General features: G+C 68.1%; 13 protein-coding genes. 7 read left to right on the top strand and 6 right to left on the bottom strand.

From position 1 onward, the window contains the following. Genes J1M64_RS13000 through J1M64_RS13015 form a run of 4 tightly spaced genes read right to left on the bottom strand, consistent with a single transcriptional unit; the run spans window position 1 to window position 4,218 of the window. Window positions 1-846, bottom strand: coding sequence for an ABC transporter ATP-binding protein (locus J1M64_RS13000; RefSeq protein WP_206474383.1), 846 nt, complete (start codon window positions 844-846; stop codon window positions 1-3). A 34-nt stretch (window positions 847-880) separates the two neighbouring features. Continuing rightward, on the bottom strand, window positions 881-1,837 hold the full coding sequence (locus tag J1M64_RS13005; RefSeq protein ID WP_206474384.1) for an ABC transporter permease: 957 nt from the start codon (window positions 1,835-1,837) through the stop codon (window positions 881-883). Continuing rightward, complete coding sequence (locus tag J1M64_RS13010) at window positions 1,834-2,796, bottom strand: ABC transporter permease (RefSeq protein ID WP_206474385.1); 963 nt, start codon at window positions 2,794-2,796, stop codon at window positions 1,834-1,836. Before J1M64_RS13010 ends, J1M64_RS13005 begins: the two co-directional genes overlap by 4 nt. A 3-nt stretch (window positions 2,797-2,799) precedes the next feature. Continuing rightward, the gene (locus J1M64_RS13015; RefSeq protein WP_206474386.1) at window positions 2,800-4,218 is read right to left on the bottom strand and encodes an ABC transporter substrate-binding protein; all 1,419 of its coding nucleotides are present in this window, start codon (window positions 4,216-4,218) and stop codon (window positions 2,800-2,802) included. A gap of 595 nt (window positions 4,219-4,813) precedes the next feature. Between J1M64_RS13015 and J1M64_RS13020 the strand changes: the two genes are divergently transcribed. The 7 genes from J1M64_RS13020 (at window position 4,814) to J1M64_RS13050 (ending at window position 11,163) form a co-directional block, all read left to right on the top strand. After that, the gene (locus J1M64_RS13020; protein WP_206474387.1) at window positions 4,814-5,809 is read left to right on the top strand and encodes a response regulator transcription factor; all 996 of its coding nucleotides are present in this window, start codon (window positions 4,814-4,816) and stop codon (window positions 5,807-5,809) included. Window positions 5,810-5,940: 131 nt separating this feature from the next. Then, on the top strand, window positions 5,941-6,534 hold the full coding sequence (locus J1M64_RS13025; protein ID WP_206474388.1) for a hypothetical protein: 594 nt from the start codon (window positions 5,941-5,943) through the stop codon (window positions 6,532-6,534). Next, window positions 6,531-7,196 carry an urease accessory protein UreF gene (locus J1M64_RS13030; protein WP_206474389.1) on the top strand — a complete coding sequence of 222 codons (666 nt, stop codon included), beginning with the start codon at window positions 6,531-6,533 and terminating at the stop codon, window positions 7,194-7,196. The genes J1M64_RS13025 and J1M64_RS13030 overlap by 4 nt, the downstream gene beginning before the upstream one ends. A gap of 19 nt (window positions 7,197-7,215) precedes the next feature. Beyond that, on the top strand, window positions 7,216-7,905 hold the full coding sequence (locus tag J1M64_RS13035) for an urease subunit gamma/beta (RefSeq protein WP_206474390.1): 690 nt from the start codon (window positions 7,216-7,218) through the stop codon (window positions 7,903-7,905). Continuing rightward, window positions 7,902-9,620, top strand: coding sequence for an urease subunit alpha (locus J1M64_RS13040; RefSeq protein ID WP_241261509.1), 1,719 nt, complete (start codon window positions 7,902-7,904; stop codon window positions 9,618-9,620). Before J1M64_RS13035 ends, J1M64_RS13040 begins: the two co-directional genes overlap by 4 nt. Window positions 9,621-9,730: 110 nt before the next feature. Then, entirely contained in the window at window positions 9,731-10,300 is a 570-nt protein-coding gene (gene ureG, locus J1M64_RS13045) for an urease accessory protein UreG (RefSeq protein WP_374220853.1), read from the top strand. Window positions 10,301-10,500: 200 nt separating this feature from the next. Next, window positions 10,501-11,163, top strand: a complete 663-nt coding sequence (locus J1M64_RS13050) for an urease accessory protein UreD (protein WP_206474392.1) — start codon at window positions 10,501-10,503, stop codon at window positions 11,161-11,163. Window positions 11,164-11,180: 17 nt separating this feature from the next. On the opposite strand, the gene J1M64_RS13055 is transcribed toward J1M64_RS13050, so the two are convergent. Continuing rightward, window positions 11,181-13,052, bottom strand: a complete 1,872-nt coding sequence (locus J1M64_RS13055; protein WP_206474393.1) for a glycosyltransferase — start codon at window positions 13,050-13,052, stop codon at window positions 11,181-11,183. A gap of 25 nt (window positions 13,053-13,077) precedes the next feature. Continuing rightward, window positions 13,078-15,138, bottom strand: coding sequence for a DUF6541 family protein (locus J1M64_RS13060; protein WP_206474394.1), 2,061 nt, complete (start codon window positions 15,136-15,138; stop codon window positions 13,078-13,080). Window positions 15,139-15,141: the final 3 nt, after the last annotated feature.

Consider the following 15,141-nt stretch of genomic DNA (forward strand, 5'->3'; position numbering starts at 1 on the left):
TCAGGCCTCCTGGAAGACGTGGAGACGACGCTCCGCTCGCGGCACGGTCCGGGCCGTGTCGTCGAGATGGAGCTTCGGTACGGAACTGATGAGGGATTGCGTGTACGGATGCTCCGGCGCCTTGAGCACCTGGTCGGCGGACCCCTGCTCGACGACTCGTCCCTTGCGCATCACCGTCACCGAGTCGCACATGTGGGAGACGACCCCGAAGTCGTGCGTCACCATGAGGATCGCGGTGCCGAGATCACGGTTGATCTCGAGCAGCAGGTCGAGGATCTGTTTCTGCACCGTCGCGTCGAGCGCGGTGGTGGGCTCATCGGCCAACAGGAGTTTCGGCCGGGCGGCCAACGCCATCGCGATCACCACCCGCTGCCGTTGGCCGCCGGACAACTGGTGCTGGTAAGCCCTCAACTTCTGCGGGGGATCCGGCATTCCCACCCGCTCGAGAGACCGGACGGCCTCCTCGTACGCGTCGGACTTCGACAGCTTCTGGTGTAGGCGGATCACCTCGATCATCTGCGAACCGATGGTGAACGAGGGATCCAGCGCGCTGAGCGCGTTCTGGGACACTAGGCCGATCTGCCGGCCCCGGATCTTCACGAGTTCCTTCTGTGACATCTTGAGCAGGTTCGTACCGTTGAGCAGGATCTCCCCGGATGAGACCTTCGCCCGCCGCGTCCCGAGCAGCCCCAGGATCGTCATCGACGTCACGGACTTACCGGATCCCGACTCGCCGACGAGTCCGCGGATTTCCCCCTCCCCCACGGTGATGCTGACGTCCTTCACCGCGTGGACGACGCCACCATCGGTGTGGAAGTCGACACTGAGATGTTTTAATTCGAGCATGGCCGTCCGCTCCTTCGTTGCCGGCGTACGTGGATCATGTGGTCTGCTTGCGCGGGTCCAGGGCGTCTCGGACGCCGTCACCCAGCAGGTTGAACGAGAGAGCGACCACGAGGATGGCGAAGCCGGGGATGGTGGCGACGTGGGCGTAGCCCTCCAGGAGGACGCTGGCGCCGTCGGCGGTCATGATTCCCCAGTCCGGAGTCGGCGGGATGATGCCGACGCCCAGGAAGCTCAGCCCTGCCGCGAGGACGACCATGAGCCCGCACAGCGTGGTGGCATAGACCAGCAACGGAGACACGACGTTGGGAAGCAGCTCCTTGAAGAGGATCTCCGGGGTCCGCGCTCCACCTGCCCGGGCGGCTTCGACGTACTCCCGGGACGATTCCTGGACCGTCGACGTGTACGCCACACGCGCCAGATAGGGGATGAGGCTGATGCTGATCGCGAGCATCACGTTGCCGAACCCGGCGCCGAGCACCGCGGCGAGCGCGATGGCCAGAAGCACCAGCGGGAAGGCGAACAACACGTCGAGCAGTCGCATCAACGTCGCGCCCACCCGTCCCTTCAGGTAGCCGGCGATCAAGCCGATGAGCAACGCGATGGGAAGCACGATGAGGACCGGGAACACCGCGACCGAGAGGGAGTAGCGGGTACCCCAGATCAGACGCGATAGGATGTCGCGGCCCTGACCGTCGAGGCCGAGGAGGTGGCCGGCCGAGCCCAGACCCTCCAGCCGCCTCTCGGAGTCTCCGATCGTCGGATCGTAGGGACTCAGGATGGGTGCGAAGAGCGCCACCGCGATCGTGAGGATGAGGATGCCGGCCGCGACGGCGGCCATCCTGTCCCGCATGAACGCCCGGAGCGCGAGCAACAACCTGGACGGCCGTGTGGTGGACTCGGCCGGCTGGGGGCCGGTTTTCTGCGCGGGGGTCGCCGCTGTGCGTTCGCCGGCCGAATCCACCGCCGGCGGCGTGCCGGTAACCGTATTCATGCCGTGACCTTTCTGCGGGTGCGTGGATCGAGTAGGCCGACCGCCGTGTCCGTCAGGAGGTTGACGATGACGAAGACCAGCGCAATGAAGAGCACGCCTGCCTGAACGAGCGGCATGTCGTTCTGCGTGATCGAGGTGTAGAGCTGGTAGCCGAGTCCCGGCCAGGAGAACACCACTTCGACGAAGATGACCCCACCGAGGAGGTAGCCGATCTGCAGTCCGATGACGGTGACGATCGGCGGGAGCGCGTTCCTGAGGCAGTGCTTCCACAGGATCGACCGCTCAGGGATCCCCGATGCCCGCAGGGTGCGGATGTAGTCCTGCTCCATGGTGTCCACGATGACGCTGCGCGTCATGCGGGCGATGACCGCGAGCGGCACCGACGCCGCGGCAATCGCGGGGAGGACCAGGTAGACCAGGTTGTCTGTCACGCCTCCTCCCGGAGACCGCGGATTGGTCATCCCCGATGTCGGGAACCAGCCGAGTTGGAGGGAGAAGATGCCGATCAGCATGAGGCCCAGCCAGTAGACCGGGACACTCGCCCCCGCCAGGGAGACGAACATCGACACGCGGTCGAAGATGCCGTACTGCTTGCGGGCGGCGATGATCCCGAGCGGGACGCCGATCGCGATACACAGGACCAGTGCCGCGAACGACAACACCAGGGTGTTCTGGAAGCGAGGAAGGATGATGTCGAGGACGGGCTGGTTGATGGTCAGCGACCGGCCGAAGTCGCCGGTCAGCAACCCGCCCAGGTAGCTGAAGAACTGCACGGCCACCGACTGGTCGAGGCCGAGCTCCCGGCGCACCGCCTCGACGGCGTCCTCCGTCGCGCCGGCGCCCAGGATCGTCCGGGCGGGATCACCTGGCACCAACTGTAGGAGTAGGAAGACGATCAGGACCACGCCGAAGAGGACGAAGACGGTGGATCCGAGACGTCGGGCAATCATGAGGGCCATGGCTTACCCCTCGAAGTCCAGGCTGACGCCGGTCAGGTCGTACCACTCTTGGCTCGCCGACACCCAACCTTCGACATGGGGCGCCAGGATGTACGGCGCACGGTCGTTGACGATCGGGGCGAGGGCGGCGTCGTCGGTGGCGATCTGATTAGCCTGCTGCCAGAACTCGACCGCTTCCTCTTCTGTCGGAGCCGTTATCGCGCGCTGCATGACGGCGTCCAGCTGCGGGTTGTCGTAGTAGCCGGTGTTCGGACCGTTGGGGGCGATCATGTCGGCGGACGTGACGATGTAGAGCCAGTACGGGGTGTCCATACCCCAGGACATTTGCATCATGCCGACGTCGCCTGCGCCCTCGCCCCACCGACCGAGGTACGAGATCCACTCCATGGTCTGGATCTGGACGTCGATGTTGACCTCCGCAAGGTTCTGCTGGATGAACTCGGCCATCGGGGCCGGGACTATCTGTCCGGAACCGTCTACCGACGTCGCGATGCTGGTGGAGAAGCCGTCCTCGAGCCCGACCTCCGCGAGGAGCTCCCGGGCGCGGTCGAGGTCTCGCCCGTAGGCGTCGGTGCGCTCGACATACGCGTCGTTCGCCGGGGCCTGGATGTCGTACGCCGGCTCGGCGGTGCCCCTCAAGAGGTTGGTGGCCATGCCCTCCCGGTCGATGGCGAGGTTGATGGCCTGCCGGACCTCGGGGATGGCCATGTACTCGTCCTCCATGTTGAAGGAGAGGTACCAGACATGCGGCGGCTGGCCATCCGAGAGTTGGAAGCCCTCGTCGACGAGCTGCTCGACCGAGTCCGGCGACGGCACGGCGATGACGTCGACTTCTCCGCTGCGGATAGCGGCCGAGCGGCCGGCGGGGTCAGGGATCGGAACGAAGATCACGCCGTCGAGATCCGGGACCTCACCCCAGTAGTCGTCATTCCGCGCGAGAGCGATGCGCTCCCCACGGACACGCTCCTCGAAGACGAACGGCCCCGTCCCGGACGGATGCTCGGCGATGTCCTCGCCGTGTTCTTCGAGTGCGGTCGGGCTGATGATGCCGGTGGATCCGTTGCCGCCCTGCGCGAGCATGCGGAGGAAGGGGGAGAACGGCTGACTCATCCGAACGACGAGAGTGTGCTCGTCGACGGACTCCACCTCGTCCACGAACTGCCAGACGAAGTTCGTTTGACCGGCGGCCGTCGCGCTGTACTGCGGGGACGACTCGTCCCACATCCGGCGGATGTTGTACTCCACGGCCTCCGCGTCAAGGTCGGTGCCGTCATGGAAGGTGACGTCCTCCCGGATCTCGAACGTGTACTCGAGACCGTCGTCCGAAATCTCCCAGGACTCGGCCAGGCCGGGGCGGAGTTCGGGCACGGCCGCCTCGTCGGACGGGGTCTGCAAGTCGTGCATCACGAGCGGCTCGTACATCTGAGAGTTGATCCGCCACGTGACCCACCCGCCGGCGGCCTGCGGGTCGAGGACATCGGCCTCGGACTCGATGCCGATAATGAGCGTCTGATCGTCTCCGTTGCCGCCGCCCCCTCCCTCAAGGAAAGGGCGCGCATCTCATGAAGAATCTGTCTACATCCCTTGGGTGGAAGCGGCGACCATTCCGGTCCGCCGCTTCCACCCAAGGGATGTAGACAGATTCTTCATGAGATGCGCGCCCTTTCCTTGAGCGATCGACCTCCGGCACGCCGGGGTCGATACGTGGAACGATGTGAGAAGAACAGTAGAAAGGGGCGCCGGATTCTGAAATACGTCATCGTGCGTATTCTCGGAGATTGCATTTCCGGGACATTGTCAACATGTGATTCACGGCACTTCTAAAATGGTCTCGGACCTCCGTCGGGGCGGTGGATTTCTCGCGGTCACGCGATTTAACAGACACTTACGAGAAGTAACGCGCTATTAACAGCGTGGGGTTCGACCAGAAGTATTAGATCGTCATTATTTTCTCTGTCGGCCGCCCTTCACCCGAGGGACGGGCGACGGAGATGGACGAGGATTTCTGGGGAGAGCGATGAAGACGACAACGATTCTCGACGCGACCATCAACGCCATCCGCGTGACACAGGCTGACGCGGTCCCGGCACTCACCGCCGCGCACGAGGTTCTGACGCAGCTCAACAGGTTCGTTGAGTACCCCTCGCTGGAACTCGCGGAATGGGACCCGGCCGCGGGCCTCCACCACCCACTGCACTCCGAGCGCTTCCCGCGCAAACTCCTGGACGCCCTCAACGGGCAGGTGTTCATCGACGACCTATGCTGGCCCGCGCTCCACCGCGACAAGCGACCGAAGGGGTGGCAGGACACCGACGCCTTCATCGACCGTGCCGATTCGAGCCTCTACCAGGAGTTCATCCTCCCGTTGGGCTACCGGGAAGGGATCTATCTGCCGCTCTTCCACGGGGAACGCTACGTCGGCATGGTCACCGGCAACACAGATGCGAACCTCCCGCCGGGAGAAGAGGAGAAGGCGGCACTCGCCGCGGTCGCTCCCGCGCTAGGCGAGTTCCTGTTCCGGACTCGCGAGCGTCGCGCCCGCAGAGAGGCAGACGGAGCCCTCCTGCTCGACGCCGATCTCCACCTCACGAGTTTCGAACCCGAGAACAGTCAGGAGACCGCAGAACTCATCCGTGCCGTGCTCGTGCGCACGTGGCCGACCCGGGGACAGGTGACGCGATTCGCCATCTGGCCCGACGGGGCGGACGAGCCCGTTCGGGTCCGGGTCGAGCGGGCCCGCCGCGGCGCGGGGGGCTACTACGTGTCGTGGCGAAAGGCGCCTGTGCCGGCCGGCCTGTCCCGGCGGCAGGTAGAGGTCGTGACCGGAATCGTCGAAGGGCTACCCAACACGGAGATCGGAGAACGCCTTTTCATGAGTCCGCGAACCGTCTCCAAGCACGTGGAACACATTCTCGTGAAACTGGGTGTGGCGAACCGGAGTTCGGTGACACGGCTGGCGATGATCGACGGGCTCTATCTGCTCGGGCATCCCGCGTTCACAGAGCTCGGCTGAGCCTTTTGTTTCGGGAGCGTTTCGCGATTCCCTCTCGCTCCCCCCAGCTTCCTCTGCCACCTCCACGGAAGAACGAAAAATGCGTCAAATGGCGTATTCATGAAATTCAGCATCCGGCCTATGGTCTGAATATGGAGACTTTCCGCACCCTCATCGGCCATCGTTTCGATGCCGGAATTCAGGAGAAGTTGCTGCCCCACGAGGACGCCGGGCGGATAGTCCGGCTGAAAGTGCCCCAGGCCGAGCTGGGCCGTAGACGTTTCAAGGCCGTCGACCAGGACGGAACCGAGTACGGCATCGCACTCCCGAGGACCGTCTCGCTACGGAACGGCTCCGTGTTGGAGCTGACGGGCAGACGCGCGGTGGTGATCGAGGCCCAGGACACCGAGCAACTGCACCTACGGGCGCGGGACGCCGAGGGCGGCATCCAACTGGGTTGGCACGCCGGGCACCTCCACTGGAGAATCCGCACGTCCGGGCGGTACGTGACGGTCCTCCTCGACGGGCCGCGCGAGGACTACTTGGTGCGCATCGAACAGTTTCTCGACAGCGGACTGATCGAGGTGATCGACTCCGGAGCGTGGACCGACGGGGCCGGGATCGTCGAACACGATCCTCACGGTCACGGCGACAGCGGTCATGCTCACTCCCACTCCCACTCCCACTCCCACTCCCACTCCCACTCCCACGGAGCGGCCGCGTCCGGAGTGGACGCCTCGCGATGACCTCCCCCTCGCGCATCGAGCTCCTGCTCAACGCCGACCCGGCCTTCGCCGCGGGCGCCGGGTCATTCTCGTCGGGACTCGAGACGCTGGTCGCGGACGGCTGGGCCACCTCCCCCGCCGAACTCGCCGCACTTCTCGACGAGGCTCTCGTGCACCGGTGGAACTCGTTCGACCGGGTGTTCCTCGACCGGGCTTTCCGATGTGACGCGACCGACGCGTTACTCGCGCTGGACGACGAGCTCGATCTGCACCTGATCGGAGAGGCCGCACGTAAGGCCTCCCGTCGGGCGGGCGGAGCACTGCTCGGAGTATGGGCGCGTCTCGGGGACACGAGATCGGCGCTGCTCCGGCGGGTGTGTCCAGCGGGAACGCACCTACCGGTGGCGCAGGCGGCCGTGGGCCGGGCCAGGGGACTTGAACTGGCCGACATCGAGGCACTCTCCGGGTGGCAGGTCATCTCGTCGTATTCGAGCAGCGCCGTGCGACTCGGGGCGGCCGGACACCGGAGCATCCAGGAACTCATGACCCGGGCAGCGTCGAGGCTCGACGACCTCCTCGCACTCCCGGTCCCCGACGGCGCCCGGCCGACGGCGTGGACACCGAAGCACGACATCGCCGCGGAGCGGCACCGGCACTCTGATCTCCGACTATTCGCGTCGTGACGACACCGAGGACAGACCTATGAACCTGACACCCACCGAATCCGAAAGACTCACTCTCTTCACCGCCGCCGAGTTCGCACGGCGCAACCTCCGCGAGGGGATCCCGTTGAGCCACCCCGAGGCCGTCGCCTACCTCACCGACGAGGCGATGCTCATGGCCCGCTCCAACGTGTCGTTCCCGGAAGTCCGGGAGCGCGCCGGGCGGTTACTCACTCCCTCGCAGGTGGAACCCGGCGTGCCGAGCATGATCTCGTACATCATGCTCGAGCTCCCGACCCCGGCGGGCAGCAAACTGCTGACCATCTATTCGCCCATCGCCGAGATGTCCGACGGCCCCGTCCCCGGAGAAGTCATCGCGCTGAGCGAGGTGCAGATGGCGTTCGACCCCGCGGACCTCATCGAACTCAGGGTCGTCAATACCGGCGACCGCGACATCCAGGTTCGCAGCATGACCCACTTCTTCGAGGTCAACAAGGCCCTGTCGTTCGACCGGGCGGCCGCGTACGGGCACAAACTCGCGATCAACGCCGGCGGCGGCACGCGATTCGAACCGGGAATCCCCAAGGTCGTCACACTGACGCCGTTCGTCGGCGACCGCGTCATCCACGGTCAGGCGGGCCTTGTCAACGGCCACCTCGACGACTCCGACACCCGCGCGCAGGCGTTCGAGAAGGCCCGACTGCGCGGCTACATCCTGGAGGAATCATGACGATGGGTGGTGCCGGTATGACGCCGGCGTCCCGCGCACAGCTCTACGGCCCCACCGCCGGCGATCTGGTGCGACTCGGTGACACGTCGCTGCTCGCCGAGGTCGAGAAGGACTACACGCACCATGGATACGAGCTCACCGTCGGCGCAGGGAAAAACATGCGTGACGGAGAGGCGCTCTCCGCGACGGTCACCACCGATGACGGGGCGCTGGATGTCGTGATCCAGAACGCTCTGATCATCGACGCGGTGCAAGGCATCGTCAAAGCCGATATCGGCATCCGGAACGGTCGGATCGTCGGGGTCGGCAATGCGGGCAATCCGGCGACGATGCCGGGGGTCCACCCGGACCTCGTGTGCGGTCAGAACACCACGTCGATCTCGGCGCAGGGCTGCATCGTCACCGCCGGGGCGATCGAATCGCACGGACACATGTTCTCCGCCGAGCAGTCCGAACACGCTCTCGCCGGGGGGACGACCACCCTGATCGGCAGTTCCCCCGGGCCGGTGTTCGACGTCGGCTCCGGCACCGCCCACGTCATGGGCCGCTACCTGCAGGGGACCGAGAGTTCGCCGGTCAACTTCGGACTACTCGCACGCGGCGGCTCCGACCCCGCCGCGGTCGCACACGCCGTGAAAGCGGGCGCGGTCGCGGTGAAGGTCCACGAGGACTTCGGCGCGTCACCAGAGGTGATCCACGGCTCACTGGTCGCTGCGGACCGGCACGACTTCGCAGTGCACCTGCACACCGACTCGATCAACGAGTTCGGTTTCGCGGAGGACACGATGGCCGCGATAGGCGACCGCACGATCCACATGTATCACGTGGAGGGTGCGGGTGGCGGTCACGCCCCGGACATCCTGAGCGTGGTGTCGTACCCGAACGTCATCCCGGGTTCGACGAACCCGACCAACCCGTTCGCGTGGTCAGCGCTCGAGGAGGGTGTACCGATGACGCTCATCGGCCACCAGATGGATCCACGATCCGAGGCTGACGTCGCCTTCGCCGAAGGCCGGATCCGACCACAGACCATGTCCGCCGAGGACCTGCTGCACGACATCGGCGCCATCTCGATCTTCGGTTCCGACACCCAGGGCATGGGCCGTCTCGCGGAGAACGTGGCGAACTCGTGGCAACTGGCGAGCGTCATGCGGGAGTACCGCGGTCGTCTGCCCGAGGAGACGACCGCGCGCGGGGACAACGAACGGATCAAGCGCTACATCGCCAAGACCACCCTCAACCCGGCGATCGCGGTGGGCATCGACCAGCACGTCGGATCGGTGCAGGCGGGGCGGATGGCCGACCTCGTCCTGTGGCCTTTCGACTCGTTCGGTGTGAAGCCCGTGCAGGTGCTCAAGGCAGGGATGATCGTCTGGGCCAAGATGGGCGACGCCGCTGGCAGCCTGATGATGACGGAGCCGCAGATCCAACGCCCCATGTGGGGTGGCCGGGGGTCGGCGAAGAAGCATGTCAGCGCCGTCTTCGTCTCCGACATCGTCGCCCGGTCCGGATCGCTCGAGCCGTTCGGGCTCACCAAGGCGGTCCATCCCATCACGTCCACGCGCCACCTGCGCAAGAGCGACATGGTCTTCAACGACGCGCTCCCCGACGTGCGGGTTGATCCGCGCACCTTCGACGTGTCCGTGAACGGGGAGAAACTCAAGGTGCACTCGTTCGACGAGCGCCCTCTGACCAGGAAGTACATGCTGAGATGACAATTCGAGTGGAAAGTCCTGAGCTTCAGTCGACCCCAGGGAACGTGGCCGTGCCGGCTGTCCACGGGTCGCAACCGAACCCTGCTGCGCGAGTGGGGATAGGTGGTCCGGTGGGCTCGGGTAAAACCGCGCTGGTCGAGGTGCTGATCCCAGAGTTGGAGAGGATCGGCAAGTCCGTCTCCGTCATCACGAACGACCTGGTGACGGCCGAGGACGCGGAGCGGCTGCGACGTTCGGGCCTCATCGATGCCGACCGGGTACTCGCGGTGGAGGCCGGGGCGTGCCCGCACACGGTGATCCGCGAGGACCCGACCATGAACATGGAGGCCGCCGAGCAGCTCGATGAGGCCTTCCCCGGCACCGACGTCATCCTGCTCGAGAGCGGCGGGGACAACCTGGCCTCGACGTTCTCCGATGACCTCGTCGACTTCTGGGTGTTCGTGATCGATGTCTCCGGTGGTGGCGACATCCCCCGGAAACGCGGGCCCGGTGTCCTACGGGCGGACGTCCTCATCATCAATAAAGCCGACCTGGCACCGCACGTCGGCGTGGACCTCGAACTGATGGTCGCCGAGGCGCGCGAGGTACGGCAGGGCAGGCCGGTACTGGTCACCAACTGCTCGACCGGTGACGGTGTCGGCGAGTTCGCCAGAATGATCTGTGACGAGGTGCTCTTCTGAGCGCGCCGCCGGACGCGCCGTCTCTTGCGGGGTCAGCGCAGCCCCTCCCGGAGTCAAGGGCCGGCGCCTCCGACGATGTATCTGCTCGACAAGGGCCCCGCCATGGCACGCCGTCGCACTCCCTCGACATAGAGATCTCCGGTCAGGGAGGGCGCAACTTCCTCTCTCGGCGGAATTTCCGTTGGCCGTACGAGATTGGCATGCTCACCCACGGACACACCCGGGGGCTCGCGCACGATACGGCCTCACTCATTGTTCAGTCCGCGACCAGCGGCCTCATCTCGGGTGAGCGCCTGCGGCAGCGAATAGTGGTCCGCGACGGCGGCCGGGTGCGCCTAATCGGACAGGGCGCGATGCCCGTGCAGAAGGCGAAGTCCGGTCAGGGTTCGGCCGAGGACCTTTGCCTAGAGGTGGTGGCGGATTCCCGGTTGGAGTTCGTATCCGAACCCCGGCTGTTGTTCCCGGAATCTGAATTCACCCAGTTCACGAAGGTGTCGGTGGATTCCACCTCGTGCGTCATGCTGCTGGATGCCGTCGTGAGACACCCTGACCCGGGTTCGGTGACCTACCTCTCGGAGACGACGTTGGAGTTCGACGGTGAGGTCGCCGCGGTGGAGCGGATGGGCTTCGAGAGCGTGGGGGAACACCACTTCGGCGCATCCGCCCTCATCCTCGCGGTAGGCGAGGACGTGCCGGGACTCGACTGGAGAGCATGGCTGGACACTCACGGCTCGCCGTCGAGCTATGGTGCCGTCTCACCTCTCCGGCGGTGTCCCGGGACAAGCGTCCGCGTCGTGGCCGCCGACGGATGCCACCTAAGGCGGGCGGTCGATGAGGCGCTCTCGGTCCTCACGCAGGCCTGACCACTCACGGGGCGGAGTCACACCCCGTACAGCCGCGCCCAGTTCTCCCGCGTGGTGAGCTCGGCCTGCGCTGCACGCCACCGCTCCTGGGCGGCCGGGGCCTCCCGGACGAACCGGGCGAGCAGCGAGACCAGCCGCTTCTGCAGCTCGGCGGACCGCGCCGGGTCCACCTTGCGGTGGTGCACCCCGGTCTGCGAGGCGTCGGTCACGTACACCTCGTCGAACAGCGAGACGTGCCACCAGGCCGCGTCCTCGTAGGGGATCGCCACCACGCCGCGGCGCTGCCGGCCCAGCTTCTGCACGAGCAGCCGCTTGGCGAGCACCTGGTCCTCGCGGTCCTCCCGCGGGATCCCCACCTTGCGCCGGACACCGATCCCGGCGGGCAGGGCCTCCACCCCGAGCTTGGCGGTCTCCGGGTACCGCGCGCGCTCGGCGCGGATCGCGGCCAGCGCGGCCTGACCGCCGTCACCGACGCCGTGGGTGCCGTCGGGCCCGTCGAGGAACGCCTCGATGCCGCGCAGGCGGGTGGCGGCGAGCCCGTACTGCATGGCCGCCACCGCGCGCAGGACGCTCCGGGCGAGGTTCTTGGCCATGTCCTTCGGGTCGATCCCCTGCCGGACGGCGGCCGTGGTCAGCGAGTTGCGCAGGGAGAAGAACTGGCCGAAGTCGTCGCCGTCCTTCCAGTAGAAGTCCGCGTGCCACACCGCCGCGCCCTGCAGGGTGCACGTGGGCATCCCCGCCTGGCGGCAGCGCAGGCCGTACTCGATGTCGTCCCACTGGAAGAAGTACGGCATGGGGAGCCCGACCCGCTCCACGGCCTCGCCGGGGACGAGGCAGGACCACCACGCGTTGTACTCGGCGTCGATCCGCCGCTCCTGCCGACCCGCGACCACCGACTCGTCACGCAGGGCGAACTCGTCGGCGTCCAACCCGCCCCGGAGCTCGTCGAGCTGCGTCCGTTCGGCCGAGACCAGCAGATAGTCCGGGTTGAACAGGTAGAGCATCTGGGCACCCACGAGCATCGGCTCGCGGGTGACGGCGGCGAAGGCGAACAGCCGCAGCACCGTCTCGGGCTCCACGCGGACGTCGTCGTCCATGAGCAGCACGTCCACCGGCCCCGGGCCGTCCGGCTCGGTGGCCTCGTACAGTCCGCGGCTGAAGCCGCCGGCACCGCCGAGGTTGGGCTGGCGCAGGTAATGCAGCCGGTCGCCGAACTCCTCCGCCGCGTGCCGGAACGGATCGCGGGTCTCCACCAGATCGGTGCCCTGGTCCGTGACATAGAGGTCGTCGATCAGGTCCGCGACGAGGGGATCCGAGGCCAGCGAGTCGACCGTGGCCGCACAGTCATCCGCCCGGTTGAACGTGCAGATGGCGACGGCGGCGCGGCGGGCGGGCCTCGTCGTCGTCGTATTCCACTCCACCTCCGACACCGTCGCGGGTGCGTCGACGGCGTGCACCTCCAGCCACATCGCGCCACCGTCGGTGAACGCGTCCACCGGCACGTGCAACACCGCCATGCCGTCGCCGTGGTGGTGGACCACCTCCACCGTCCGCACGTGGGAGCCGATGTCCGAGGCGCGCACCAGCACGTCGACCTGCCCGGCTGTCTCCACCGACACCCGTACGGTCAGCTCCGTGACGACGGTCCAGCGCTGCCAGTAGGACGCCTCGAACCGGCCGAAGTAGGTGTTGGTGTCGACGATCGCGCCGGGCTCCAGGTGCAGCTCGGTGCGTGTGCGGCGCACCACGCCCCGCGTGATCCGCGAATACAGGTCGTCGTTGACCCACCGGCGCGGGCCGGAGAACAGGGTGCGCTGGAGCAGCAGATCGCGCTCGGGCCGGTCGGTCCCGGTGTCGGCGTCTGCGGTTGTCACGGTGGTGGCGTCCATGGGGCGATGCGCTCCTGGGAGTCGGTTAGGCGGTGCCGTCCAGGCTAGCCCCCGGGCCGGGGGGCGCCGCCTCGACGACCGGTGAGCCGGTGTTCGGGGGCTGCCCAGGCGGTGTCACCGGGGGGATGCCGGGTGGCGGGGGCAGCGGCTGGTGGTCCGCGGGCACCGGCAGGACCTCGTACAGACGGGCGCCCGGAGTGGCCTCCACCAGCCGCAGGTTCGGGTTGAGGTGCAGCCCGATGAACCCACCCGGCCGGCCCGGCCCGCCCACGGACTCCGTCCCGACGATCACCCAGCGCACGTCCCGGAGTTGCATCTCGCGGGTGACGGTCGGGTCGAAACCGTAGCGGTTGACCGAGGTGTACAGCGTCATGCGGTCGGCGCCGACCTGCGCGACCGGGTCGTCGGCGAGCGGTGCCCCGAACACCACCGGCACCCCGTGGAGCGAGTAGACCCAGGCGGTGCCGTCGAACGGGTCGTTCAGGGCCACCCCGCCGTCGTACCTCTCCCCCAGCGCGTCCAGCACGAGCCGCTCGTCGGCGGTGACCGCGGGCCCGTCGGCGTACCCCCAGGCGGTCAGGTCCCGCGCCATCACCGCGTGCCCGGAGGCGGTGAGCAGGGCCAGCGCCGCCGCCACGGCCACGCCGACCCGGGCCGCCGGCCGGCGCAGCGACCCGCGCGGAACCAGCGCCCGCACGCCGGCCCCGGCCAGCACCGCCGAGGGCAGGACGAGCAGCGACGCGAACCGGTAGAAGTCGTCCCACCAGAAGCCGGTGAACGTCCGCACCCAGTCGCCCTGCACGGCCGCGGCCAGGACGTACAGGGTCCCGTAGACGAGCAGCGCGGCGACGGGGGCGGCGAGCGGGCGACGCCGCCGCGGGTCGGCGACCGCCGTCGCCAGTCCCACGATCACCGCCACGGCCATGCCCACCGAGGCCACCGCCGTGGGACCGAGGTCGAGCACCGCGGCGACCGCCCGCGCCACACCCACCTCCCGTGGCCACGAGAACCCGGCGAGCGACTGGGTGGTCCCGGACGACACCATGCTCACCGACCACCCGACGTACGCCCCCGCGGGCACGGCGGCCAGGACGAACGCGCCCAGCACCGCCAGCCGCGGGCGCAGGCCGGGAGCGGCGGCCAGCCCGGCGAGGGCCTGCGCGGCGAGCGGGATCGCCGCGGCCAGTGCCACCGACGGGTGCACCGACCACGCCCCGGCCATCCCGGCGCCCAGGAGCAGCGCGTGCGCGGGCATCCGGGACCGACGGGCGGCGAGGTGCTCACCCAGCAGGAGCAGTCCGGGGATCACCGCGACGCCCAGCGCGAACGGCAGTACGGGTCCGCGCACCAGGGCGAGGTACGGGAACGTCCACGCCGACGCGGCGACCGCCGCGGCCGCCACCGCCGCGAGTCGGGACCCCCCGCAGAGGCGGGCCGCCAGGACCGCGACCCCCAGCACGAACACCACCCCGGTCGCCGCGGAGACGGCGCCCAGGGCCTCCGGCAGGCCGCCTCCGGGCAGCCCGACCAGCAGCGACGCGAACGCGTGATAGGTGTCCGGGTAGAAGAAGTGCGGGTTGGCGGGCTGGCTCACCGGCGCGAGGTCGGTCAGGCCGGCCCGCCCGGTCTCGGCGATGAACCGGGTGGCGCCGCCGTGGAAGATGGCGTCCCAGCCCTGCGGGATGGCGGTGAGACCGCGGGTGGCGACGAGGACGTGGGCGACCGGGACCATCGCGAGGACGACGACGACGAGGTCCGCCACCCCCGGGCCCGGCCCGCCGCGGCGGGGGTCGTCGTCGTACTCCCCCTCACCACGCCGCCACGTCCCCCGATCGGTGACCCGGGACGCGATACCCACGACGACGGCGCAGACCAGCGCGGCGAGCGCCGCCACCCCGGCCGAGACGATGCCCCAGCGCAGGTCCACGGCGGCGGTGACCGCGCTGCCGACCGCCACCACCGCGAGCGTCAGCGCCGGCCCGGCCGCCACCGCGTCCCGCCACCGGGTGCCGGCGGCCAGGCAGACCGCCGCCCCCGGCACCACCACCAGTGCCACCGCGGCGAGCAGGACGAGCGCGACCGTCACGGT

Source organism: Dietzia sp. KRD202 (assembly GCF_017168155.1).
GTDB classification, from domain to species: domain Bacteria; phylum Actinomycetota; class Actinomycetes; order Mycobacteriales; family Mycobacteriaceae; genus Dietzia; species Dietzia kunjamensis.

Coding starts and splice junctions, on each gene's coding strand:
- J1M64_RS13020 (WP_206474387.1), top strand. CDS start 4,814: ATGAAGACGACAACGATTCTCGACGCGACCATCAACGCCATCCGCGTG.
- J1M64_RS13000 (WP_206474383.1), bottom strand. CDS start 846: ATGCTCGAATTAAAACATCTCAGTGTCGACTTCCACACCGATGGTGGC.
- J1M64_RS13050 (WP_206474392.1), top strand. CDS start 10,501: ATGCTCACCCACGGACACACCCGGGGGCTCGCGCACGATACGGCCTCA.
- J1M64_RS13015 (WP_206474386.1), bottom strand. CDS start 4,218: ATGTACGAGCCGCTCGTGATGCACGACTTGCAGACCCCGTCCGACGAG.
- J1M64_RS13055 (WP_206474393.1), bottom strand. CDS start 13,052: ATGGACGCCACCACCGTGACAACCGCAGACGCCGACACCGGGACCGAC.
- J1M64_RS13005 (WP_206474384.1), bottom strand. CDS start 1,837: ATGAATACGGTTACCGGCACGCCGCCGGCGGTGGATTCGGCCGGCGAA.
- J1M64_RS13035 (WP_206474390.1), top strand. CDS start 7,216: ATGAACCTGACACCCACCGAATCCGAAAGACTCACTCTCTTCACCGCC.
- J1M64_RS13040 (WP_241261509.1), top strand. CDS start 7,902: ATGACGATGGGTGGTGCCGGTATGACGCCGGCGTCCCGCGCACAGCTC.
- J1M64_RS13025 (WP_206474388.1), top strand. CDS start 5,941: ATGGAGACTTTCCGCACCCTCATCGGCCATCGTTTCGATGCCGGAATT.
- J1M64_RS13030 (WP_206474389.1), top strand. CDS start 6,531: ATGACCTCCCCCTCGCGCATCGAGCTCCTGCTCAACGCCGACCCGGCC.
- J1M64_RS13010 (WP_206474385.1), bottom strand. CDS start 2,796: ATGGCCCTCATGATTGCCCGACGTCTCGGATCCACCGTCTTCGTCCTC.